The 20,949-nt window shown below is 72.7% G+C and carries 18 protein-coding genes; 8 read left to right on the top strand and 10 right to left on the bottom strand.

Annotation, left to right across the window (positions count from 1 at the left end):
• Nucleotides 1–56: 56 nt before the first annotated feature.
• Entirely contained in the window at nt 57–887 is an 831-nt protein-coding gene (locus tag AB0F58_RS19485) for a GDSL-type esterase/lipase family protein (protein WP_357144425.1), read from the bottom strand.
• 235 nt (nt 888–1,122) lie between these two features.
• On the opposite strand from AB0F58_RS19485, the gene AB0F58_RS19490 reads away from it, so the two are divergent.
• A complete protein-coding gene (locus AB0F58_RS19490; protein WP_357144428.1) occupies nt 1,123–2,175 on the top strand; it encodes a S1 family peptidase in 1,053 nt (350 codons plus the stop codon).
• A 119-nt stretch (nt 2,176–2,294) separates the two neighbouring features.
• Nucleotides 2,295–3,884 carry an MFS transporter gene (locus AB0F58_RS19495; RefSeq protein WP_357144431.1) on the top strand — a complete coding sequence of 530 codons (1,590 nt, stop codon included), beginning with the start codon at nt 2,295–2,297 and terminating at the stop codon, nt 3,882–3,884.
• On the opposite strand, the gene AB0F58_RS19500 is transcribed toward AB0F58_RS19495, so the two are convergent.
• Complete coding sequence (locus tag AB0F58_RS19500) at nt 3,853–4,443, bottom strand: DUF998 domain-containing protein (RefSeq protein ID WP_357144434.1); 591 nt, start codon at nt 4,441–4,443, stop codon at nt 3,853–3,855. The two genes, AB0F58_RS19495 and AB0F58_RS19500, sit on opposite strands and share 32 nt — an antisense overlap.
• Nucleotides 4,444–4,595: 152 nt before the next feature.
• Entirely contained in the window at nt 4,596–5,174 is a 579-nt protein-coding gene (locus tag AB0F58_RS19505) for a hypothetical protein (protein ID WP_357144437.1), read from the bottom strand.
• Nucleotides 5,175–5,321: 147 nt separating this feature from the next.
• On the opposite strand from AB0F58_RS19505, the gene aspS reads away from it, so the two are divergent.
• Nucleotides 5,322–7,127, top strand: coding sequence for an aspartate--tRNA ligase (aspS, locus tag AB0F58_RS19510; protein WP_357144439.1), 1,806 nt, complete (start codon nt 5,322–5,324; stop codon nt 7,125–7,127).
• 137 nt (nt 7,128–7,264) lie between these two features.
• On the opposite strand, the gene AB0F58_RS19515 is transcribed toward aspS, so the two are convergent.
• Genes AB0F58_RS19515 through AB0F58_RS19535 form a run of 5 tightly spaced genes read right to left on the bottom strand, consistent with a single transcriptional unit; the run spans nt 7,265 to nt 11,738 of the window.
• The gene (locus tag AB0F58_RS19515; RefSeq protein WP_357144442.1) at nt 7,265–8,218 is read right to left on the bottom strand and encodes an SDR family NAD(P)-dependent oxidoreductase; all 954 of its coding nucleotides are present in this window, start codon (nt 8,216–8,218) and stop codon (nt 7,265–7,267) included.
• Nucleotides 8,211–9,215 carry an SDR family oxidoreductase gene (locus AB0F58_RS19520; RefSeq protein WP_357144445.1) on the bottom strand — a complete coding sequence of 335 codons (1,005 nt, stop codon included), beginning with the start codon at nt 9,213–9,215 and terminating at the stop codon, nt 8,211–8,213. The genes AB0F58_RS19515 and AB0F58_RS19520 overlap by 8 nt, the downstream gene beginning before the upstream one ends.
• Nucleotides 9,212–10,531, bottom strand: coding sequence for an FAD-dependent oxidoreductase (locus AB0F58_RS19525; RefSeq protein ID WP_357144448.1), 1,320 nt, complete (start codon nt 10,529–10,531; stop codon nt 9,212–9,214). Before AB0F58_RS19525 ends, AB0F58_RS19520 begins: the two co-directional genes overlap by 4 nt.
• 36 nt (nt 10,532–10,567) lie before the next feature.
• Entirely contained in the window at nt 10,568–11,485 is a 918-nt protein-coding gene (locus tag AB0F58_RS19530; protein ID WP_357144451.1) for a cyclopropane-fatty-acyl-phospholipid synthase family protein, read from the bottom strand.
• Between the two features lie 4 nt (nt 11,486–11,489).
• On the bottom strand, nt 11,490–11,738 hold the full coding sequence (locus AB0F58_RS19535; protein ID WP_357144454.1) for an acyl carrier protein: 249 nt from the start codon (nt 11,736–11,738) through the stop codon (nt 11,490–11,492).
• A gap of 234 nt (nt 11,739–11,972) precedes the next feature.
• On the opposite strand from AB0F58_RS19535, the gene AB0F58_RS19540 reads away from it, so the two are divergent.
• Genes AB0F58_RS19540 through AB0F58_RS19550 form a run of 3 tightly spaced genes read left to right on the top strand, consistent with a single transcriptional unit; the run spans nt 11,973 to nt 15,335 of the window.
• Nucleotides 11,973–13,694, top strand: coding sequence for a thiamine pyrophosphate-binding protein (locus tag AB0F58_RS19540; RefSeq protein ID WP_357144457.1), 1,722 nt, complete (start codon nt 11,973–11,975; stop codon nt 13,692–13,694).
• Nucleotides 13,666–14,328, top strand: coding sequence for an SRPBCC family protein (locus AB0F58_RS19545; protein WP_357144460.1), 663 nt, complete (start codon nt 13,666–13,668; stop codon nt 14,326–14,328). The genes AB0F58_RS19540 and AB0F58_RS19545 overlap by 29 nt, the downstream gene beginning before the upstream one ends.
• Nucleotides 14,325–15,335 (top strand): 3-oxoacyl-[acyl-carrier-protein] synthase III C-terminal domain-containing protein, encoded by a 1,011-nt coding sequence (locus AB0F58_RS19550; protein ID WP_357144463.1) that lies wholly within the window; start codon nt 14,325–14,327, stop codon nt 15,333–15,335. The genes AB0F58_RS19545 and AB0F58_RS19550 overlap by 4 nt, the downstream gene beginning before the upstream one ends.
• A 73-nt stretch (nt 15,336–15,408) precedes the next feature.
• Here AB0F58_RS19550 and AB0F58_RS19555 read toward each other — a convergent pair whose 3' ends face one another.
• Both AB0F58_RS19555 and AB0F58_RS19560 read right to left on the bottom strand, forming a co-directional pair.
• Nucleotides 15,409–17,034, bottom strand: coding sequence for an AMP-binding protein (locus tag AB0F58_RS19555; RefSeq protein WP_357144465.1), 1,626 nt, complete (start codon nt 17,032–17,034; stop codon nt 15,409–15,411).
• A gap of 37 nt (nt 17,035–17,071) precedes the next feature.
• Nucleotides 17,072–18,094 (bottom strand): fatty acid desaturase, encoded by a 1,023-nt coding sequence (locus AB0F58_RS19560; RefSeq protein WP_357144468.1) that lies wholly within the window; start codon nt 18,092–18,094, stop codon nt 17,072–17,074.
• A gap of 498 nt (nt 18,095–18,592) precedes the next feature.
• Between AB0F58_RS19560 and AB0F58_RS19565 the strand changes: the two genes are divergently transcribed.
• Together AB0F58_RS19565 and AB0F58_RS19570 are read left to right on the top strand one after the other, a co-directional pair.
• The gene (locus tag AB0F58_RS19565; protein ID WP_357144471.1) at nt 18,593–19,234 is read left to right on the top strand and encodes a hemerythrin domain-containing protein; all 642 of its coding nucleotides are present in this window, start codon (nt 18,593–18,595) and stop codon (nt 19,232–19,234) included.
• 181 nt (nt 19,235–19,415) lie between these two features.
• Nucleotides 19,416–20,882, top strand: coding sequence for an MFS transporter (locus AB0F58_RS19570; RefSeq protein ID WP_357144474.1), 1,467 nt, complete (start codon nt 19,416–19,418; stop codon nt 20,880–20,882).
• Nucleotides 20,883–20,949 lie beyond the last annotated feature (67 nt).

Genomic DNA, 20,949 nt, shown 5'->3' on the forward strand with positions numbered 1-20,949 from the left:
CGGACGGAGCGGGGACCGGACGGGCGGCCGTCGCCGCCCGCCCGGGTGAGGCCGTGCTACCAGCGGAAGCCGGCGGCGTACGAGACGTTCGCCAACACCTGCTGTCCGCTGGTGTTCGGGTGGAAGTAGTCCCAGCCGGAGAGCTGGTTGAGCGTGAACGGGTAGCTGAACACCGCGTTGTCGTCGAAGTCGCAGTTGCTGCCGTACGCGGCGCACGCCTCGGCGAGCTGCCGGTTGTAGTCGACCACCCGCTGCCGGACCCGGGCCCGGCGGTCCACGTCGGCCTGGGCGGTGGAGGTCGGGTTCGCCAGCATGGACTGGCAGATGCCGAAGAGCGACCAGGCGGTACGGGCGGTGCCGCTGTCCTTGCCGACCGCCCAGAGGCGCTGGATGTCCGGGATGCTGATCAGCGCGACCCGGGCACCGGGTAGGCCGGACCTGATCCGGCTGAGCGCCGCGTCGATGTTCGCCCGGTAGGTGGCGACCGGGGTCATGCTCGACTCCGAGCCGGTGCAGGCGTCGTTCGCGCCCATCAGGATGGTCACGTAGCCCACGCCCTGACTGACCGCCGTGCTCGCCTGGCCGGGCAGGTCCGCGGACTTCGCCCCGGTGCGGGCGGCGTTGTGGTTGCGCCCGCCGATCGCCGGGTTGACCGCCCGGATCCGTAGGTAGTGGCTGTTGACGCCGGCGTCGTCACCGGTGCTGAACGAGCGTGACGTGCAGTCGACGTACCAGCCGCAGGCGTTGAAGCCCCGGGTGATGGAGTCGCCGAGACTGGCCATTGAGGAGGGCGGCGGACCGGCGTCCGCGGCGGCCGGGGCAGCCAGGAGAGGGACGCTGGCGATCAGTGCGGTGAGGGTGGTGAGGGCGCGACGGATGGGGGTCATCGGGGGCCTCCGGATCACGGTAGCCGACGGGGACGCCTGCGGTGAGCAGAGCCTATAGACGGCCGTCTCTGTCGACAATGGCGTCGTGTTATGACCCAGGTGATCGGTGGGGGTGCTTGCAGACGAACTGAGATATGTGAATACTTCAGTTCATCCGATCGGCTCCCCCCTCGTCGGTCTGGTGTTTCCGGGCTGCGTCGAACGGCGTGCCCCCGCCTCTCTTTGGAGGATGTTCATGCGCCCCACCAAATCAACGCTCCGCCGTGCCGCCACCGTCGCGGTGGCCGGCACCATGGTCGCCGGCTCGCTCCTCGGCGCACCCGCCCAGGCCGCTCCCGCCTCGCTCGCCTCCGCCGACGCCGTGGCCAGCCTGGCCGAGCGCCTCGGTGACCGCTCTGCCGGGTTCTACGCCGACGCCACCGGCAAGATGGTCGTCACCGTCACCGACGCCACGGCGGCCCGCCAGGTCACCGCCGCCGGTGCCACCCCGAAGATCGTCAAGCGCGGCGCCGCCGAGCTCCGCCGGGCCACCGCCGAGCTGGACCGCTCGGTCAGCATCCCGGGCACCGCCTGGTGGGCCGACCCGGTGACCAACCAGGTCGTCGTCTCCGTCGACAGCACCGTCACCGGCGCCAAGCTGGCGAAGGTCGAGGCCGTCACCGCCAAGCTCGGCGGCACGGTCCGGATCGAGGCCGAGGCCGGCGTGCTGAGCACCCGGATCTCCGGCGGGCAGGCCATCTACGCCGGTGGCGGCGGCCGCTGCTCGCTGGGCTTCAACGTCCGCAGCGGCACCACGTCCTACTTCCTGACCGCCGGCCACTGCACCAACATCTCGGCGAGCTGGTACAGCAACTCGGGGCAGACCGCCCTGCTCGGCTCCCGGACCGGCACCAGCTTCCCGGGCAACGACTACGGCATCGTCCGGCACAGCAACGCCGCCAACGCGACCGGCAACGTCTCCCTCTACAACGGCACCTTCCGCGACATCACCGGCGCCGCCAACGCGACCGTCGGCCAGTCGGCGCAGCGCTCCGGCAGCACCACCGGCCTGCGCAGCGGCTCGGTGACCGCGCTCAACGCCACGGTCAACTACGCCGAGGGCCGGGTCACCGGCCTGATCCGTACCAACATCTGCGCCGAGCCGGGCGACAGCGGTGGCTCGCTGTTCAGCGGCGGCACCGCCCTGGGCCTGACCTCCGGCGGCAGCGGCAACTGCCGCACCGGCGGCACCACGTACTTCCAGCCGGTCACCGAGGCGCTGAGCGTCTACGGGGTCAGCATCATCTGATCACCACCCGGATGATCCGGTAGTACGGAACGCGAGCGGGCCGTCGGGAGACCGACGGCCCGCTCCCGTGTGCCGGGACACCGGGATGGCCCGGTCCCGGAACGGGTACCGTCCGGCCGGTGACCGTCTCCGCACCGCGCACGTCGGCCTGGGCTCCGCTGCGCCTGGCCGCCTTCCGCAGTCTCTGGCTCGCCGTGCTGGCCAGCAACGTCGGTACCTGGATGCAGACCGTCGGGGCGCAGTGGCTCCTGGTCGACCAGCCCGGGGCGGCCACCCTCGTGGCCCTGGTGCAGACCGCGAGCATGCTGCCGGTGCTCCTGCTCGCCCTGCCGGCCGGCGCGCTCGCCGACATCTTCGACCGCCGCCGGCTGCTCATCGCCGTCCAGGGTTTCCTGGCCGCGACGGGCGTCCTGCTCACCGGGTTGACCGCCGCCGACCGAATGCCCCCGGCGCTGCTGCTCACCCTCACCTTCGCCATCGGTGTCGGACAGGCGCTGACCCTGCCCGCCTGGCAGGCGGTCATCCCCGAGCTGGTGCCCCGGGAACAGCTCGTCTCCGCCTCCGCGCTCGGCTCGATCAGCGTCAACCTGGCCCGCGCCGTCGGGCCTGCGGTCGCCGGTGTGCTGATCGCGCAGGCCGGCGTCGCGGTGGTCTTCGGCCTCAACGCCCTCTCGTTCGCGATCTTCGCGGTGGCCCTGCTGCGGTGGCGACCGGAACACCGGGAGAGCGAACCGACACCGGAGCGGTTCACCGCCGCGATGCGCGCCGGCGGGCGGTACGTCCGGCACTCCCCGGTGGTCCGCCGGATCCTGCTGCGGGTGGCCTTCTTCGTGGTGCCGGGCAGCGCGCTCTGGGCGCTGCTGCCACTGGTCGCCAGCAGCCGGCTCGGCCTGGGCTCCGGCGGGTACGGCGTCCTGCTCGCCGCGCTCGGGCTGGGCGCGGTGGCCGGGGCGGTCGTCCTGCCCCGACTGCGGCTGCTGCTCTCCGACAGTCAGTTGCTGCTCCTGGCCGGTCTGCTCTTCGGCGGCACGCTGCTGGTGCTCGCCCTGGTGCCCCGCGCGCTGCCGGTCACCGTGGCGCTGGTCCCCGCCGGGCTGGCCTGGATGACCGTGCTCTCCAGCGTCAACGCGGCGATGCAGCTCTTTCTCCCCGGCTGGGTGCGGGCCCGGGGACTCTCCGTGTACCAGATGGTCTTCGCCGGTGGGCAGGCGCTCGGCGCGCTCGCCTGGGGCGCCCTCGGCGCGCTGGCCGGGCTGGAGGCGGCCCTCGTGGCGGCCGGCGTGACGATGGCGGTGTGCGCCTCGACCGTGCTGGTCTGGCCGCTGCGCGACACCCGGGGCGTCAACCGCGACCCGGTCGTCTACTGGCCGGAGCCGCATCTGGCGTTGACCGCGCACCCGCGTACCGGCCCGGTGGTGGTGACCGTCGGGTACACCGTGCCACCCGAGCGGCAGGAGGCGTTCGTCGAGGCGATGCGGGCGGTGGGACGGTCGCGGCGGCGTACCGGGGCGATCCGCTGGGGACTGTTCCGGGCCGGTGAGCGGGAGCACGGCTTCGTCGAGGTCTACCAGGTCCCGTCCTGGGAGGAGCACCTGCGCCAGCACGGTGGACGGCTCACCGGCGCCGACCGGGTGGCCGAGGAACGCGCGCGGGCCCTCGTCGACGGCGACCCCGAGGTCACCCACCTGCTCCCGGCCGACCCGGACTGACCGGGGCGGTGCGGTGCCGCAGCATCAGTGCGGCCAGCAGCGGGACGAGCGCCTCCGCGCCCGCGACCACCCGTTCGGCCAGCCCGACCCGGGGGCCACCGGTGACCAGCTCCACCACGAACCACCCGAGGAGCGCCAGCAGCACTCCCGCCGTGCCCACTCCCCACCGGCGTGGAGCGGCCAGGGCCGGCCAGAGGGCCAGCGCACCGAAGGCGACCGCGGCGGCGAGCCCGTGTGCGGCGGAGGAGCCGTGCGCGGCCGGCAGCGGGAAGACCGCGACGGCGGCCGTGGCGACCCCGCCGAGCGCGAGCAGCAGGCGACCGGCGGCGCGCAGCGGTCGCAGTCCGGCCGCCGTGACGCAGTGGCAGGCCCCGAGCCCCAGGAGCGCCGTGGTCATGATCCAGCGGTCGGTGGCGTCGAGCGCCGCGAGCGCGCTGATCGTCCCGGCCACCTGGTCGAACCCGCCGGGTTGGCGGGCCGCGCCGAGGGCCCAGCCGCCGACCAGGAGGACCGGGGCGGCGGTGGCGGAGAGCAGGACCCACCGGGGTACGACGCGCACCTGCCGGACCGTACCGGGCTCGACCGGCCGGTGGTACCACCGGGGGACCGTCGCCGGGTGTCCCGGCCGGACCACGTCGAGCTGAGGCCTGCCGGCGGCGCAACCCGCAGGAGGGGGCGTTCCGCGCGGGAACGGCCCCTGCGGCGCAGTGGTCAACCGCGCTGGTGGACCGTCACTCCGCGAGCCTCCAGGCGGGTCGCGACGTCGGGATCGTCGAGGTGCGCCAGGCTGACGTCCAGGTTGCGCAGCGCCGGCAGCGACTCCAGCACCCCCGCCCCGGTGCAGTCGCCGGTCAGGACCAGCTCCGACAGCGTCGGGTGGCCGGTCAGCGGGGTCAGGTCCAACGGGGCCGGGTGATAGCCGTGGCCGTCCAGGTCCAACGACTGCAGGCCCGACAGCGCGCCGATGCCCTCCAGCGACGTCACGCCGTAGTCGTCGGACTCGCCGCCCGTGTCGATGTCCAGGGTCTGCTCGACGAGCATGTAGATGTCGTTGCCGCCGTCGAAGTCCAGGTGTTCGATCGCCGCAGCCGCGTCGGAGGGCACCCCGACGGCGTGCAGGAGGTCCAGCGAGGCCGCCAGGCGCGGACCCGGACCCGGATAGCCGTCGTCCGGGCCGTCCGGGCTGGTCGACTCGATGATCGCTCTGAGGTCGGCGGCGCTCACCCCGTCGTCGAGGAGGGCGTTCAGGACGCCGAGGTGCAGGCCGCGGTCGGCGAAGACGATGGTCATGACCGCGACCGTATCGCGTCGCCAGGGTGGCTGCCGACGGGGAGCGGGCGGCGGGCGGGCCGGGAGCCGCCCGGTGCCGGTCCGTACCGGGTGCCCCTGACACAATGCGAGGGGTAAAGCTGGACCGCAGATGAGGAGACGCAAGTCGTGATCCGTACCCATGACGCCGGCGGCCTGCGCGCGGCGGACGCCGGCACCACGGTGACGCTCGCCGGGTGGGTCGCCCGCCGGCGCGACCACGGCGGCGTCATCTTCGTCGACCTGCGCGACGGCTCCGGCGTGGTCCAGGTGGTTCTCCGCGAGGAGGACGCGCACGCGCTGCGCAACGAGTTCTGTGTCAAGGTCACCGGCGAGGTGACCCGCCGTCCCGAGGGCAACGAGAACCCGGAGCTGCCCACCGGCGACGTCGAGGTGACCGCCACCGGGCTGGAGGTGCTCTCCGAGGCCGCGCCGCTGCCGCTGCCGGTGGACGACCAGGTCGAGGCGGGCGACGACGTCCGGCTCCGCTACCGCTACCTGGACCTGCGCCGGGGTGGTCCGGCGAACGCCATGCGGCTGCGCTCCCGGGCCAACCAGCTCGCCCGGAAGGTGCTGCACGAGCGGGACTTCCTGGAGATCGAGACGCCGACGCTGACCCGGTCGACGCCCGAGGGCGCCCGGGACTTCCTGGTGCCGGTCCGGCTCCAGCCGGGCAGCTGGTACGCCCTGCCGCAGTCCCCGCAGCTGTTCAAGCAGCTGCTGATGGTCGGTGGCATGGAGCGGTACTACCAGATCGCCCGCTGCTACCGGGACGAGGACTTCCGCGCCGACCGGCAGCCGGAGTTCACCCAGCTCGACATCGAGATGTCCTTCGTCACCGAGGACGACGTGATCGACCTCGGCGAGGCGATCGTCGCGGAGCTGTGGCGGGACCTCGCCGGCCACGAGATCTCCCGGCCGATCCCCCGGATCACCTGGCACGACGCGATGGCCCGGTACGGCTCCGACAAGCCGGACCTGCGCTACGGCGTCGAGCTGACCGAGCTGACCGACTACCTGCGCGGCACCGCGTTCCGGGTCTTCGCCGGCGCGATCGACGCGGGCGGCTACGTCGGCGCGGTGGTCATGCCGGGCGGGGCCGCGCAGAGCCGCAAGGAGCTGGACGGCTGGCAGGACTGGGCCAAGGCGCGCGGCGCGAAGGGCCTGGCCTACGTGGTGCTCGACGCCGAGACCGGCGAGCCGCGCGGCCCGGTGGCGAAGAACCTCTCCGCCGAGCACCTGGCCGGGCTGGCCGACGCGGTCGGCGCCAAGCCCGGCGACGCGATCTTCTTCGCCGCCAGCCCGAACACCCGGGAGGCGCAGGAACTGCTCGGCGCGGCCCGGGTCGAGATCGCCAAGCGGGCGAAGCTGGTCGACGAGAGCACCTGGGCGTTCTGCTGGGTGGTCGACGCGCCGATGTTCGAGCGTACGGACGAGGGCGGCTGGACGGCGGTGCACCACCCGTTCACCTCGCCGAACGCCGAGTGGGTGGACCGGTTCGAGGAGGCCCCCGACCGGGCCCTGGCGTACGCCTACGACATCGTCTGCAACGGCAACGAGATCGGTGGCGGCTCGATCCGTATCCACCGGGGCGACGTGCAGCGGCGGGTCTTCGGCCTGCTCGGCATCACCCCCGAGGAGGCGCAGGACAAGTTCGGCTTCCTGCTGGAGGCGTTCAAGTACGGCCCGCCGCCGCACGGCGGCATCGCGTTCGGCTGGGACCGGGTCTGCATGCTGCTCGCCGGGGCGGACTCGATCCGCGAGGTGATCGCCTTCCCGAAGACGCGGGGCGGCTTCGACCCGCTGACCGGGGCGCCGACCCCGATCACCGCCCAGCAGCGCACCGAGGCGGGCATCGACGCCAAGCCGAAGGCGCCGGCCGCCGCGCACACCGGCACCGCCGGCCCGGCCGCCCCGGTGGCCGACCCGGCCTGATGCCCGGCCGGCTCCGGTCGCCGCCCCGACCGGAGCCGCCGGAACGACGAGAGCCGGGGTGGACGGTCACCGTCCACCCCGGCTCTCCCGGGTCCGCCGCCCAAGCTCTCGGCGGCGGTTCCCTCGGGTCCGCCGCCTCAGCCCTCGGCGGTGCGCTTCTGGGCCGCGATGACCTTGTTCAGCCGTTCCATCCGGGTGGCCAGGCTCATCATGCCCTCCAGCCGGAACGCCGGCGGGCGGCGGCCGTCGACGTCGGAGAAGCCGTACCGTCCGGCCAGGTCGCCGCAGGCGAGGACCTGCCCGGACTCCTCCCGGACCGCCGGGTCGGCGAGCAGGTGGGCGATCGCCCGGCCCACGTACTCGGCGGAGTGGACCACCGCCGCCGGGCCGCTGCCCAGCGCCGACCAGGCCGCCTCGACCCGCTCGGTGCGGACGAACCCGGGGTGCAGCCCGACCGAAGTGATCTTCGTCTTGCGCAGGTCACCGGCCATCGCCCGGCTGAGCCGGTCGGAGGCCGCCTTGAACATGTCGTACGCCGCCTGACCGAGGTAGGTGTCCCCGTCGGTGTAGCTGATCGTGACCAGCAGGCCGGCGTCCCGGGGGAGCATCAGCTCCACCGCGTGTCGGCTGGCGGTGAACTGGGCCCGCACCGAGGCGGCGTACGCGTCGTACCGCCACATCGGCTGCTGCCAGAACGGGGCGTCGAAGCGGGCCTCGTCGGAGCGCTCGTAGCCGCTCCAGGCGTTGTTGACCAGCAGGTCGAGCCGGCCGTCCTGCTCCTGCGCGATCCGCTCGAAGAGCGCGGCGACCTGCGCGTCGTCGTGGTGGTCGCAGCGCACCGCGATGCCCCGCCCGCCGCGCCGGGTCACCTCGTCGGCGGTGTCGTCCACGGTGCCGGGGAGCCCCTCGGTGCTCCCGTCGGACCGGGTGCTGCGCCCGGTGACGTAGACCGTCGCCCCGGCGTCGCCGAGGGCCAGGGCGACCCCGCGCCCGACCCCCCGACTGCCGCCGGTCACCACCGCGACGCTGCCGGCCAGGGCCGGCGGTTCCCACCGGCCGTCGCCGGTGGTCTGCTCGGTTTCGTCAGGCACCCTGCTCGCTCCAGTACTCGAGGCTTCGACGGTAGGCGTCCCGGTCGGAGACGTGCGGCAGGCCGTAGCGGCTGCGCAGCTCCTCCAGGGAGGACGGAAGGGCTCCGCCCGCGCACGCGGTCACCTCGCTGACGTCGGCGAGGACCTCCACGTACCGGCGGGACATCGGTGCCAGGGCGTCCAGCTCCGCCGGGGTCAGCTCGTCGGGGTGGACCACCCGGGGCGGGGTGACGGTCCGGCCCCGGCGGGCGGCGTGCTCGACGCAGATCGCCAGCGCCTCGTCGACGGTCATCGCCTCCTTGCCGTAGGTCACCCAGTACTCCCGGCCGTGGTCGCCCGCGTCCATCGCGGCGATGGTGGCTCGGGCCAGGGTGTCCTGCGGCACGATGTCCACCAGGTTGCCCGGATGCGCCGGGAAGAGCTTCGCCCGGCCCCGGCAGATCCAGTCCGACATGAGCTGCACGATCTGCCCGCGTGAGGTGAGCCCGGTCGCCGCGTCACCGATCAGGTTCGTCGGCCGGAAGATCACGTACGGCACGCCGGAGGCCCGCAGCAGCTCCTCGGCGGCGAGCTTCGAGCGGACGTACGCGGTGACCACGTTGGTCGGGCGCAGCGGCAACGGCGCGGAGTCGGCCAGCGCGTGCACGAAGGAGGTGCTCTGGTGGTAGATCGGCGCGTCGGCCCGGCGGGCCAGCTCGATCACCTCGCGGGTGCCGTCCACGTTGGTCCGTCGGTACCGGTCGGGCTCCTGGCCCCAGTCGGTCAACCCTCCGGAGTGGATGACCGCGCCGGTGCGGGCGACCAGGTCGGCGTAGCCGTCGTCGTCGAGGCCGAGCCGGGGGCGGGACAGGTCGACCCGCAGCATCTCCACCCCGGGACCGGCCACCGTGCCGGAGTTGACCAGGCAGAGCACCGGTCGCCCGGCCAGCTCGCGAATGATCGACTGACCGACCACTCCGGAGGCCCCGGTCAGGACGATCGTCTTCTGCCGGCTCATCCGCGCCGGTCCTTCCACTCGTACATCCGGGACAGCACCTGGTAGCCGGCGAAACTGATCGGCTCCGGCGGGAAGGTCGGCCGGGGCGCGTCGACCAGGGCCAGGGTCGAGTAGTCGGTCTCCTCGCCGAGGACCAGGTCGCGCAGGATCCGACCGCCGGTGTGGGTGGCGGCGATGCCGTTGCCGCAGTAGCCGTAGCCGTAGTGCAGGCCGGGCCGGAGCGTGCCGAAGTGCGGCATCATGTCGCGGGTGATGTCGATGACCCCGCCGTACGCGAACTCGAACCGCACGTCCCGCCAGGCCGGGAAGAACCGGACGAACGACTCGGTCAGCTCCCGGTAGATCGCCGGGTTGTCCAGGTGCGTCCGGTCGAACGGGCTGCGCGGGTAGTAGTACGCCCGCCCGCCGGCCCACATCAGCCGGTTGTCGGCGGTGAACCGGCCGCAGTGCAGGAAGGTCTTGGCCTCGACGAGGCCCTCCCGTCCGGGCCAGTGCACCCGGCCGAGCTGGTCCTCGGTGAGCGGTTCGCTGATCAGCACGTAGCTCCACATCGGCAGGACCCGTCGCCGGAAGCCGGCGAAGGTGTACTGCGACGCGCTGGTGGCCAGCACCACCTGCGGCGCCCGGACCCGCCCGGTGGCGGTCACCACCGTGTGCGGCGCACCGGCGGTCGCCGCCGGCTCGATCCGCTGCACGGGGGTGTGCTCGTGGATGGCCACCCCCGCCGCGCGCAGCGTCCGGGCCAGGCCCCGGGCCAGCTTGTACGGGTTGACCAGCGCCCCGCCGACCCGGACCGCCCCCCGGATCTCCGGGGAGTCGACGTAGGCACGGGCCTCCGCCGCGTCCATGATCTTGGTGTCGCTGCCCAGCTTGAGAGCGAGCTTCCGGTCGTGCTCCAGGCGGGCGAGCTGCCCGTCGTTGAGCGCCACCATCAGGTAGTCGTTCGCCTCGTACTCGGCGTCGACCTTCTCCCGGCGGCAGAACCGGCCGATCTCCAGGATGGAGCGGCCGACGATCGCCGACGCCCGGCCGGCCGCCTCCGCCCCGTAGATCCGGATCAGCTGGTCCAGGTCCTTGCCGAGGGTGGGGGTGACGAAGCCGTCGGCGGTGCCGGAGGCCGCGCCCCCGGCGAGCCCCGCGTCGAGCAGGTGGACGGAAAGCTCCGGGCGGGCCTTCTTCAGCGAGTACGCGGTCCACATGCCGGTGAACCCGGCCCCGACGATGGCGACGTCGCAGTCCACGTCACCGGTGAGGGCGTCCTGCGCCTCGGCGGTGTCGGTGGTCTGCCAGTAGACCTCATGTCGATAGTTCGGCACAGCACTCCAATCGCTGACCCGTCGCGCCGACGACGGTCAGACGGCCTCGAGGACCAGTCGGGCCAGCCCGAGGTGACGGCGTTCGAAGTGTCCGACGGTGGCGGAGAGGTACCGCTCGTACTCGGCGACCTGCTCCTCGCCCACCAGGTCCAGCGCCCGCTCCCGGTGGTGCCGGAGGCCGGCCAGCCACTGCGCGCAGGTCCGCGCGTAGTGGTCGGGGTCGTTGCGGACCGACACCACGTCGAAGATCCGCTCGCTCGCCTGGACCACCTCGGACAGCGCCGGGATCTCGGACTCGGTGAAGATCCGCTCGATGATGAAGAGCAGGTCGGCGACGGTCTGCCGGTCCATCCGGACGTTGTTGCCCTTGATGTTGGTCTGGATGGCGATCCGCCCGCCGGGACGCAGCCAGCCCCGGCACCGGGTGAAGAACTCGCGGTACGCGGCGACCCGCGCCGTCCGGGTCAGCCCCTCCCGGGCGAAGTGCTCGAACGCGCCGATCGAGATCACCGCGTCGTACGGCTCGGTCGGGGTGTGGTCCAACCAGTTCTGGACGTGTACCTCGATCCCGTCCGACGCGCGGGAGCGGACCCATTCGGCCTGGGAGTCGCTCAACGTCAAGCCGACGGCCTGCTCGACCCGGTGCGCGCCCACCAGGCGCTCCATCAGTCCGCCCCAGCCGCACCCGACGTCGAGCACCCGGCGCGCGCCGGTCGCCCGCGCCCCCTCGATGAGGTAGTCGAACTTGCGGAGCTGGGCGGTGTCGAGATCGTCCTCGGGGCCCGACCACATCGCGCAGCTGTAGGCCATCGACGGGCCGAGCCAGAGCGCGTAGAAGTCGTTCGAGAGGTCGTAGTGCTGCTGGATGGCGTCCATGGACGCGCCGTCGTAGCGGCCGGTGCCGGGATCGGCTCCGGCCGCCGGGGCGTCGGTCAGCGGTGCGTGGACGGTCACGACGCTACGCCTGGAGCTGGGCCGTGGAGTTGGCCAGGTCGACCAGGTCACCGATGGTCTTCACGTCCGCCGCGCGGGACGGGTCGAACTCGATGCCGAGCTGGTCCTCGATGCCGTAGACGATGTCCGCCACCTGGAGGCTGGACAGGCCCAGGTCGTCGAAGGCGGTCTGGGCGCCGAGCGTGGTCTCGTCGGCGTTCTTTCCACGCAGTTTCTTCTGCACCATTTCGCAGACCTGTTCAACAGTAATCACTGCGTCACTCCTCGTGCACGTGGGGTGATTGCGCTTTCGGCAGCGAGAGGTGTCACTGACCGATGCGTCGAGAATGCGTATCGCCGGCCCGCAGGGGCCGGTTCGCTGGATCATGCCACAGTGGAGTAGTCGGGGGCGACCCTGCAATGCGACCTTGTGTGTGGACGAATGCCCGTGCATGATGGGCAGCCTTGGGGGGACTTAGGCTTCGAGGTGCCACGGGGGCCATCCATTATGGACAGACCGTGCCGGGTAGTCGATTATCTGATCGGATCGTTGCACCTGATCGGGGTGCGACACATATTCGGCGTGGGCGGCGCCAACATTGAGGATCTGTACGACGCGGTGCACCTTTGCGGCGGGGCGGTCCGTGCCGTGGTGGCGAAGCACGAGTTCTCCGCCGCCGCCATGGCCGACGGGTACGCCCGGACCACCGGCCGCCTCGCGGTGGCCGTCTCCACCTCCGGAGCGGGGGCGATGAACCTGGTCCCCGGCGTGGCCGAGGCGTACGCCTCCCGGGTGCCGCTGCTGGCCGTGGTGGGACAGCCGCCCCGTTCGCTGGAGGGCCGGGGGGCCTTCCAGGACACCAGCGGCCTGGCCGGTTCCTTCGACGCGTACCGGCTGTTCTCCTCGATCAGCCGGTACTGCGCGCGGGTGGACGACCCGGCGGACCTCGCCCCGGCACTGGCCGACGCGCTCACCGCCACCCGTGCGCTGCCCGGTGGGCCGGCGGTACTGCTGCTGCCGAAGGACGTCCAGCAGGCCGTCCTCACCGACCCGCCCCCGATCGACGAACTGCTGGCCGCCCGGCGGGTACCGGTCGCCGCCTCGGCGGCGCGGGAGCGCGCCGCCGATCGGCTGGTGGAGCTGGCCGGCGAGCCGGTGCTGGTCATCGCCGGGGACGAGGTGGCCCGCCGGGGCGCCCGCGCCGAGCTGGCCGAGTTCGTCGCCGCGCTGGACGCCCGGGTCGCCGTGGTGCCCGACGGCAAGGACGTCTTCGGCAACCACGACCCCCGGTTCGTCGGGGTCGCCGGGGTGATCGGGCACCCGAGCGTCACCGACGCGCTGCGCCGGGCCCGGCTCTGCGTGCTGGTCGGCACCCGGCTGCCGGTGATGGCCCGGGGTGGCCTGGACGCCCTGCTCGCCGGCACCGAGCTGGTCTCCTTCGGGGCCGAGCCGCCCTTCTGCGACCCGGACGCGCTGCACGTGGACGGCGACCTGCGTGCCGAGCTGCGGGCGGTCACCGCACGACTGCGCGCCGCCCGGCCGGCCCCGTCGCCCCCGGCCCGCCCCGACCTGCGCTTCCTCACCGTGCCGCCGTTCGAGGGGGCGGGCATGCGGCTGCGCGACGCGGCCGAGGCGATCGGCGCGGCCGTGCCGGACCGCGCGACCGTCGTCGCCGACGCGGGCAACGCCGCCGCCGCCGTCATCCACTGGGTCGCCACGCCGCGCGACGGGCGGTTCGTCGTCGCGCTGGGCATGGGCGGCATGGGGCACAGCCTCGGCGCGGGTATCGGAGCCGCCTTCGCCACCGGTGAGCGCAGCTACGTGGTGATCGGCGACGGCGGCTTCCTCATGCACGGCATGGAGATCCACACCGCGGTCGAACACGACCTGCCGGTGACGTTCGTGGTCGTCAACAACAACGCGCACGGCATGTGCGTCACCCGCGAACAGCTCTACTACGACGACGCGTACACCTACAACGAGTTCCGACCGACCGACCTGGCCGCCGGGATCCGGGGCATGTTCCCGACCCTGCCGGTCACCCACGCCCGCACGCCCGACGAACTGCGGCAGGCCCTGGTCGACCACGGGTCGACCCGGTCACCGGCCGTGGTCTGCGTCGACGTGAGTCCGCGGGAGATCCCACCCTTCGTACCGTTCCTCAACCACCTCGACACCGTCAGTCCCCAAGGAGCACCCCATGACCAGCCCGTCGTCGCCGTTGGCTGACATCCCGAACCTGCTGCGCTGCGAGACCACCCCGCGGGAGGCAGCGCTGGCCAAGGCCGCGGAGATGACCCACGCGGTCTACCCGCACGACGCGGTGTACGGGCAGTTCTGCACCGTGCAGGACTACATCGACTGCCCGCCGGAGGACGTCTTCGACTACCTCGTCGACCTGCGCAACCTCGACGAGTGGACGTACAGCACCCGGCACTTCGAGCCGGTCGAGGGCGCCACCGACGGCCTGCACGCCGGCTGGGACACGCTGGCCGACGACACCCGCATCTACGCCCGGGTGGTCGCCAACCGGGAGGCGCTGACCGTGGACTACCACTGCGCCTGGGACCAGGGCGACAAGCTGTGGATGATCTACATCAACCGGATCATCCCGGCCGAGCTGGTGCTCAACAAGCCCGGGTCGGTGCTGGTCTGGACCAACTGCCGCCACCCGTACTACGACGACAACCCGAACAAGCACCTGGTCGCCGACCCGAACCGGGTCTGGGTGGGCGACATGTGGCCGCTGTTCTACGCCGGGCACCGGGCCGAGCTGGACAACCTCAAGACCATCCTGGAGTACCGGCACAGCCGGGGCATCCCGGTGACCGGCCACGTGGTACGCGAGGGAGCGTCGGCATGACCACCCCGGTCAGCCTGGTCGACCTCAACAGCGCCCTGCCGGAGAGCCGGATCGGCACCGAGTTCTACCGGGGCGCGGACGCCGCGCTGGACGACAGCGTCATGTTCAAGTCGCCGAAGTACCGTCGGCACATCGGACCGGAGGAGACCGCCGCCGACCTGATCGTCCGGGCGGCCCGGCCGGTGCTGGAACGGGCGCGTGAGCGCGGCGACGGTCCGGTGGACCTGCTCATCACCAACGTGCTCCTGCCCGACCTGCCGTTCACCGGCGCCGGGGCCGAGGTCGCCCACCGGCTCGGCGAGCGCCCGGAGTGGGTGCTCGACGTGCACAACGGCGGCTGCGTCTCCTTCGTCTACATGCTGAAGATCGCCAAGCAGATCATGCAGTCGGGCGGGGCGCGCACCGCGCTGCTGTGCAACGTGCAGAACAGCGCCGGCCAGGTCTTCACCCAGCCGACGATCCGCACCAAGTCGCACGCGCCGGTCCCGGGTGACGGCTGCGGGGTCGGCTACCTGCGGGTCGGCGACGAGTCCCCGATCCTCGACGTGGAGATCCGCCAGTACGTCGAGTACGCCACCGACGTCGGCCTGGCCTTCGACGACGACCGGAAGTACTGGCAGCCGGGACAGAGCGAGATGGACGTCAGCTTCACCGAGTCGAAGGTCGCGAAGATCATCGGACGGGGCAACAAGCTCGTGCCCGAGGTGGTCACCGCGCTCTGCGACCGGATCGGCACCCGCACGCCGGACATCGACGTCCTGATCACCAACCAGCCGAACCGGATGTTCCTGCGCAACTGGCGGGAGGCGTTGCAGCTCAAGCCGGAGCGGCACCTGGACACCTTCGACGAGTACGGCAACCTGTTCGGCGCCGCCGTGCCGATCACCCTGACCGAGGCCGTCCGCGACGACCGGGTGCGCCCGGGTGACCTGCTGGTCCTGGCCGGTTTCGCGCACGCCGGGGACATGGCCGGTGCCGCCGCCGTGCGCTGGCGGGCCGGCGGGTAGCCGTCCGGGTCCGACGACGGAGCCGGGGTGGGGGAGCGTTCCCCACCCCGGCTCCGTCGTACCGGCCCGCGGGTCAGTCCACGGTCACCCGGGCCAACGGACGCCACGCGCCGGACGCCAGCAGCGTCCGGCACCGGAACCGCTGGATCTTGCCACTCGGCGTCTTCGGCAGCGTGCCCTTCTCGAGGAACACGCACTCGGCCAGCGGCACGCCGGCCTTGGTCATCGCGATCGCCGCCGCCTCGTCGGCGAAGGCCCGGTAGTCGTTGCTGCGGCTGCGCAGCTCCACGAGCAGCACCAGCTCGCTCCGACCGCCCTCGGTGACGTCGACGATCACCGCGCAGCCCTTGCGGACCGCCTCGAGCCCGTCGATGGTGCTCTCGATCTCCCGCGCGTAGACGTTGCGCCCGCCGACCTGGAGCAGGTCGTCCGAGCGGCCCACCACGTACAGCTCGCCGTCGTGCAGGAAGCCCAGGTCACCGGTGCGCAGCCGGCCGTCGACGAACCGGGCGGCGGTGCGCTCCGGGTCGGCGAAGTAGCCGCTGGCCAGGCTGGGCGAGGCGATCCGGATCTCGGAGAGCCGGCCCGGCTCGGCGACGTCCACCTCCACCCCGGCGCAGGGCCGGCCGGTGGAGACCACCCGGGTGGCCGCCGGGTCGTCCGGCGCGCAGGCCACCACCTCGCCGTCGGCCAGCCGGTTGCCGTCGACGTCGAGGAAACGGGGCGCCTCGTCGTGCGGGCAGGCGGTCACCGCCAGGGTCGCCTCGGCCAGCCCGTACGCCGGCATCAGCGCCTCCTCCCGGAGCCCGTGCGGCCCGAAGGCGGCCACCGTACGCCGCAGCGCCGCCCACTCCACCCGCTCGGCCCCGACCACGCAGACCCGCAGTCGCAGCGGAGCGGCCAGCGCGCCGCTGCCCTGCCCCCGCGCGGCCAGGTGCAGGGCGGTGCTGGTGCCGGCGGTCATGGTGGCGCCGTACTCGGCCATGTCCCGGAACCAGGTCCGGGGCGACATCATGAAGCGCTCCGGAGTGGAGAGCACCAGCCCGAAGTCGTGCGCCCAGGCGTAGAGCAGGCAGCCGAACATGCCCATGTCGTGCGAGAGCGGCAGCCAGGAGGCGACCGTCTCCTCGCCGGGCACCCCGCCGGCCATGGCCAGGATCATCTCCAGCTGCCGGCCGATCGCCCGGGTGGTCAACGCGCACCCCTTGGGCACGCTGGTGCTGCCCGAGGAGTACTGCACGAACGCCAGCCCGTCGGCCTCCGGCGGGGTCTCGTCGATCCGGCCGTCACCGGCCAGCGACTGCCAGGACCGCACCGCCAGTCGACGGTGCAGCGCCTCCGGCAGCAGCGGGGCCAGCTTCTCGTCGGCCAGCAGCACCGGCGCGTCGAGCTGGGCGACCAGGGCCTCCAGATGGCCGGCGTACTCCTGCCGGTCCATGCCCCGGGTGGGCACCGGCAGCGACGCGACGGCCCCGCCGGCCAGCCAGACCCCGAGCAGGCCGCGCACCGCCTCCGGGGAGTTGTCCAGGACGGCGGCCACCTGCCGGCCGGGGCGTACCCCGGCCCGGCGGAGGGTGGCCGCCGCGCCCCGGGCGTCGGCGACCACCTCCGACCACGGTGTCGCGGTGAACCCGCTGCCGGCCCAGGTGTGCAGCCGACCCCGGCCCCCGGCTCCGGTCAGTCGCTCCCACAGCTGCATGGCGTCCCCCTCCGGGCCGGTACGGCGGTCGGTGTCCTCATTCGACGTCGGTGACCGAGACCAGCTCGGACGCGGACCGGCGCTCGGACAGCGGCGGCGCGGCCGGCGCGGTCAGCAGCTCCTCCGCGGTGCTGGCCGGGGTGCGGTCCGGCTTGACGTTGCCGACCAGGCTCACCCCGCCCTCCCGCATGGCCAGCCGCTCCGGGTCGATCCGGATCACGTGGGTGGCGAGACCGACCTTCTCCAGCGACCAGATGAAGCTGGCGCTGATGTCCACCTCCCACCACTTCATGCCGTGCCGGGCCGAGCGGGGGAAGGCGTGGTGGTTGTTGTGCCAGGCCTCGCCGAAGGAGGGGATGGCCAGCCAGGCCACGTTCCGGGAGTGGTCGAGGGTGCCGAAGCGGCGGCGGCCGAAGACGTGCCCCACCGAGTTCACCGCGTAGGTCATGTGGTTGACCAGGAAGAGCCGGACCAGACCACCCCAGAGGGCACCGGTCGCCGCGCCGACCAGGGTGCCGGTGAGGGCGAGCCCGATCAGGCCGGGCAGCACGATGCCGGCGAGCACGACCAGCACGAACTTCTCGCTGATCCAGCGCAGCGCCCGGTCGCGCACCAGGTCCGGGCAGTACCGCATCGGCTCCGACTTCAGGCCGACGTCGAACAGCCAGCCGAGGTGGGCGTGCCACAGGCCCTTGAGCACGCCCTTGGCGCCGGGCTCGAAGCCCAGGTGCGGGCTGTGCGGGTCGCCCTCGCGGTCGGCGACCCGGTGGTGCCGGCGGTGGTGCGCGGCCCAGATGATCGGCGGGCCCTGTCCGGCCATCGCGCCGGCCGTGGCCAGGGCGAGGTAGATCGGACGGGCCGTCCGGAACGACCGGTGGGTCAGCAGCCGGTGGTAGCCGGTGGAGATGCCGAAGGCGCAGATCGTGTACATGACCACCAGGGCCACCAGATCCGACCAGCCGAACAGCCTGTTCCAGAGCAGGACCATCGCCACCACGACGCCGAGCAGCGGCGCCACGGACGCGGTCAGGATGAACCAGCGGTGTTCTCTGCCGTCCATGTACCTACCTCTTGGTCTACGGGTTCTCAGCGGTGCGGTCGCGGCGCGTCCGGCGTTCCGCCGGCTGGGCGCGGGCGCGTGCCGGCCCTGCGGGACGGCTCGGTGGAACGCCTGGAATGGGGACGGGAATGTGTCATCGGCGCGGCGGGACGCTGTCCCGGGCAGTCCGTGATGCCGTCTGGGTGACGGAGTGGTGTACGCGCTGTCATCCGACGGCCCCCGTCCGTGGCTCGCGCAGCAAACAGGTACCGCACTTTATCGAAAGTGGATCGTATTGGCCATGGTTCGGCACGCCCCCGATCCACTCTGGACCTGCCAATCTTCGTCTGATCCGTCCGATTGAATATGTGCTGTCAGAAAGGTAACCCTCCGACGGGATCGGGCGGCCCCGGTCCACTCCCGACACTCGACTCGGACAAAGGGGATTGCGATGCCGGCATGGGTCAATAGCTGATACGGTCGGCATGCGTTCAGCGTCGTCGCAGCAAGGAGACGAAGATGCCCAGTCAGCCAGCCGTCGGTCTTCCCTCCGGTCACCTCACGATGCGGCTCGCGCACCGGGCGATGCTGCGCGACCTGGGGCGAATCTCGGCAACGGCCACGGGTCTGTCCCGCGCACCCGACGCGGCGCGGGCGGCGGCCCTGACCGACTACGCCGACCGGATCCTCCAGATCATCGAGCACCACCACGAGGGCGAGGACGAGTTCTTCTGGCCGATGCTGCGCGAGCGCGGTGCCGGCGAGGACGTGCTGACCCTGATGACCGAGGAGCACGCCGAGTTGCTGGGTCACCTCAAGGACGTGCGGGGGCGGCTGGTCGCCCTCGACCGCGCCCCGGCCCCGGCGTGGGCCGAGTTCGGCGCGGCGGTGCAGCGGCTGCGCGACTCGCTCGCCGCGCACTGCGCCGACGAGGAGCGCGAGTTGACCGACCGGCTGGCCCCGGCCCTGGACGCCTCCACGTGGAGCCGCTTCGAGCGCAACATGCTCAGGACCGCGCCGAAGTGGACGCTCGGGTTCATGCCGCCCTGGCTGGACTCGGTCGCCGAGCCGGACGAGCGCGCGGGCGTGCCGGCCCGCCCGGTGGCGAAACTGATGGCCGGCTCGCTGCGTCGCCGTCAGCAGCGCGCCTTCGGCGACTGACCCCCCGCCCGAGAAGCCCCCGCGACGCCGACCGGGCCCCGCTCCGCCGCCGGTCCGCCGCCGGCCCGGACCGGGTCCGACCACCGCGCCCCCACCGCCCCGGCCCCGGCCGGTGCCGTCCCTTCCGCCCGGTCACCGGGCGGAACCCCCGCCACCCACTGCGCACTGCTGAGGAGTCGTGATGGTGCAAGCCGCCGTGCCCAAAGGGGACCAGATGTTGAGCCGGGGGCGGGTCGCGCTCCTGCTCGCCATCACCTGCGGCGCCCAACTGCTCGTCATCTTCGACGAGACGGTGGTCAACCTCGCCCTGCCGTCGATCCGTACCGACCTGGAGTTCTCCACCTCCTCGCTGGCCTGGGTGGTCGACGCGTACATGCTGCTCTTCGGCGGCTTCCTGCTGCTCGGCGGCCGGGGCGCGGACCTGTTCGGCCGGCAGCGGATGTTCCTCGTCGGTCTGCTCGTCTTCGTCGGCGCGTCGCTGGCCGGCGGGCTCGCCCAGTCCGACACCGCGCTGATCGTCGCCCGGGGTGTGCAGGGCTTCGGCGCGGCGCTGCTCAGCCCGGCCGCACTGAGCATCCTGGTCAGCGCCTTCACCAATGCCGAGCAGCGGGGCAAGGCCCTCGGCGTCTGGGGTGGCCTCTCCGGCATCGCCGGCACCACCGGCGTGCTGCTCGGCGGTCTGATCACCGACACCATCGGCTGGCGCTGGGTCTTCTTCATCAACGTCCCGGTCGGCGCGCTGCTGCTCGCGCTCACCCTGGCCGGCCTGCGCGGCGGCGTCGACCTGGACACCGCGACCGGACCGCGCCGGCTGGACGGCTTCGGCGCGGCCACCATCACCGGCGGTCTGCTGCTGCTCGTCTACACCATGCTCAACACCGCGCACCGGGAGTGGAGCGACCCGCTCACCATCGGCGGGCTGGCCGGCGCGGTCGTGCTGATCGCGCTCTTCGTGTGGTGGGAGAAGCGCGCCCCGGAACCGCTGCTGCGTCTCGGTATCCTGGCCAACCGGCAGATCGCGGTGGCCAACATCCTCACCGTGCTGGCCGCCTCCGCGCTCTACGGCACGTTCTTCTTCCTCAGCCTCTACATGCAGGTGATCAACGGCTGGTCGCCGATCCGGGCCGGCCTGTCCTGGGCCCCGCTCGGCCTCACCATGGCGGTCTTCGCCGGGGCGGCCATGCAGCTCACCCCGAGGCTGGGCACCCGCACCCTGATCATGGCCGGTCTGACGCTGGTCGGGATCGGCCAGGTGCTGCTGCTGCGCAGCAGCGTCGACGGGTCGTACGTCGGCGAGCTCCTGCCCACCCTGATCCTCTCCGGCGCCGGCTTCGGCCTGGCCCTGGTGCCCCTGGTGGTCGCGGCGGTCAGCGGCGTCGCCAGGGAGGAGAGCGGCATCGCCTCCGGCCTGATGAACACCGCCCAGCAGGTGGGTGGCGCGGTCGGCCTCGCGGTCCTGGTCACCGTCGCCAACGAGCGGCTCTCCGGCCGGATCGGCGAGGGCGTCCAGGAGGCATCCGTGCTGCTCGACGGCCTGCACGCGGCCTTCCTGGTGGCGGCGGTGCTTACCGCCGCCGCGGTGCTGGTCAGCTTCGCGCTGCCCAGCACCCGCGCCAAGGTCGACCTGGCGGCCATCCACGGCGGCTGATCCCACACGGGCACGACGCGGCGGGCCGGACCGGGGAACCACCCGGCCGGCCCGCCGCCTTCTCTCT

It is taken from the genome of Micromonospora sp. NPDC023956 (assembly GCF_040639195.1).
GTDB lineage: Bacteria > Actinomycetota > Actinomycetes > Mycobacteriales > Micromonosporaceae > Micromonospora.

Excerpts from the sequence above, each read along its gene's own strand:
- AB0F58_RS19485 (WP_357144425.1), bottom strand. The coding sequence starts at position 887 with ATGACCCCCATCCGTCGCGCCCTCACCACCCTCACCGCACTGATCGCC.
- AB0F58_RS19520 (WP_357144445.1), bottom strand. The coding sequence starts at position 9,215 with ATGAGCCGGCAGAAGACGATCGTCCTGACCGGGGCCTCCGGAGTGGTC.
- AB0F58_RS19560 (WP_357144468.1), bottom strand. The coding sequence starts at position 18,094 with ATGGACGGCAGAGAACACCGCTGGTTCATCCTGACCGCGTCCGTGGCG.
- AB0F58_RS19490 (WP_357144428.1), top strand. The coding sequence starts at position 1,123 with ATGCGCCCCACCAAATCAACGCTCCGCCGTGCCGCCACCGTCGCGGTG.
- AB0F58_RS19565 (WP_357144471.1), top strand. The coding sequence starts at position 18,593 with ATGCCCAGTCAGCCAGCCGTCGGTCTTCCCTCCGGTCACCTCACGATG.
- AB0F58_RS19555 (WP_357144465.1), bottom strand. The coding sequence starts at position 17,034 with ATGCAGCTGTGGGAGCGACTGACCGGAGCCGGGGGCCGGGGTCGGCTG.
- AB0F58_RS19540 (WP_357144457.1), top strand. The coding sequence starts at position 11,973 with ATGGACAGACCGTGCCGGGTAGTCGATTATCTGATCGGATCGTTGCAC.
- AB0F58_RS19545 (WP_357144460.1), top strand. The coding sequence starts at position 13,666 with ATGACCAGCCCGTCGTCGCCGTTGGCTGACATCCCGAACCTGCTGCGC.
- AB0F58_RS19570 (WP_357144474.1), top strand. The coding sequence starts at position 19,416 with ATGGTGCAAGCCGCCGTGCCCAAAGGGGACCAGATGTTGAGCCGGGGG.
- AB0F58_RS19550 (WP_357144463.1), top strand. The coding sequence starts at position 14,325 with ATGACCACCCCGGTCAGCCTGGTCGACCTCAACAGCGCCCTGCCGGAG.
- AB0F58_RS19505 (WP_357144437.1), bottom strand. The coding sequence starts at position 5,174 with ATGACCATCGTCTTCGCCGACCGCGGCCTGCACCTCGGCGTCCTGAAC.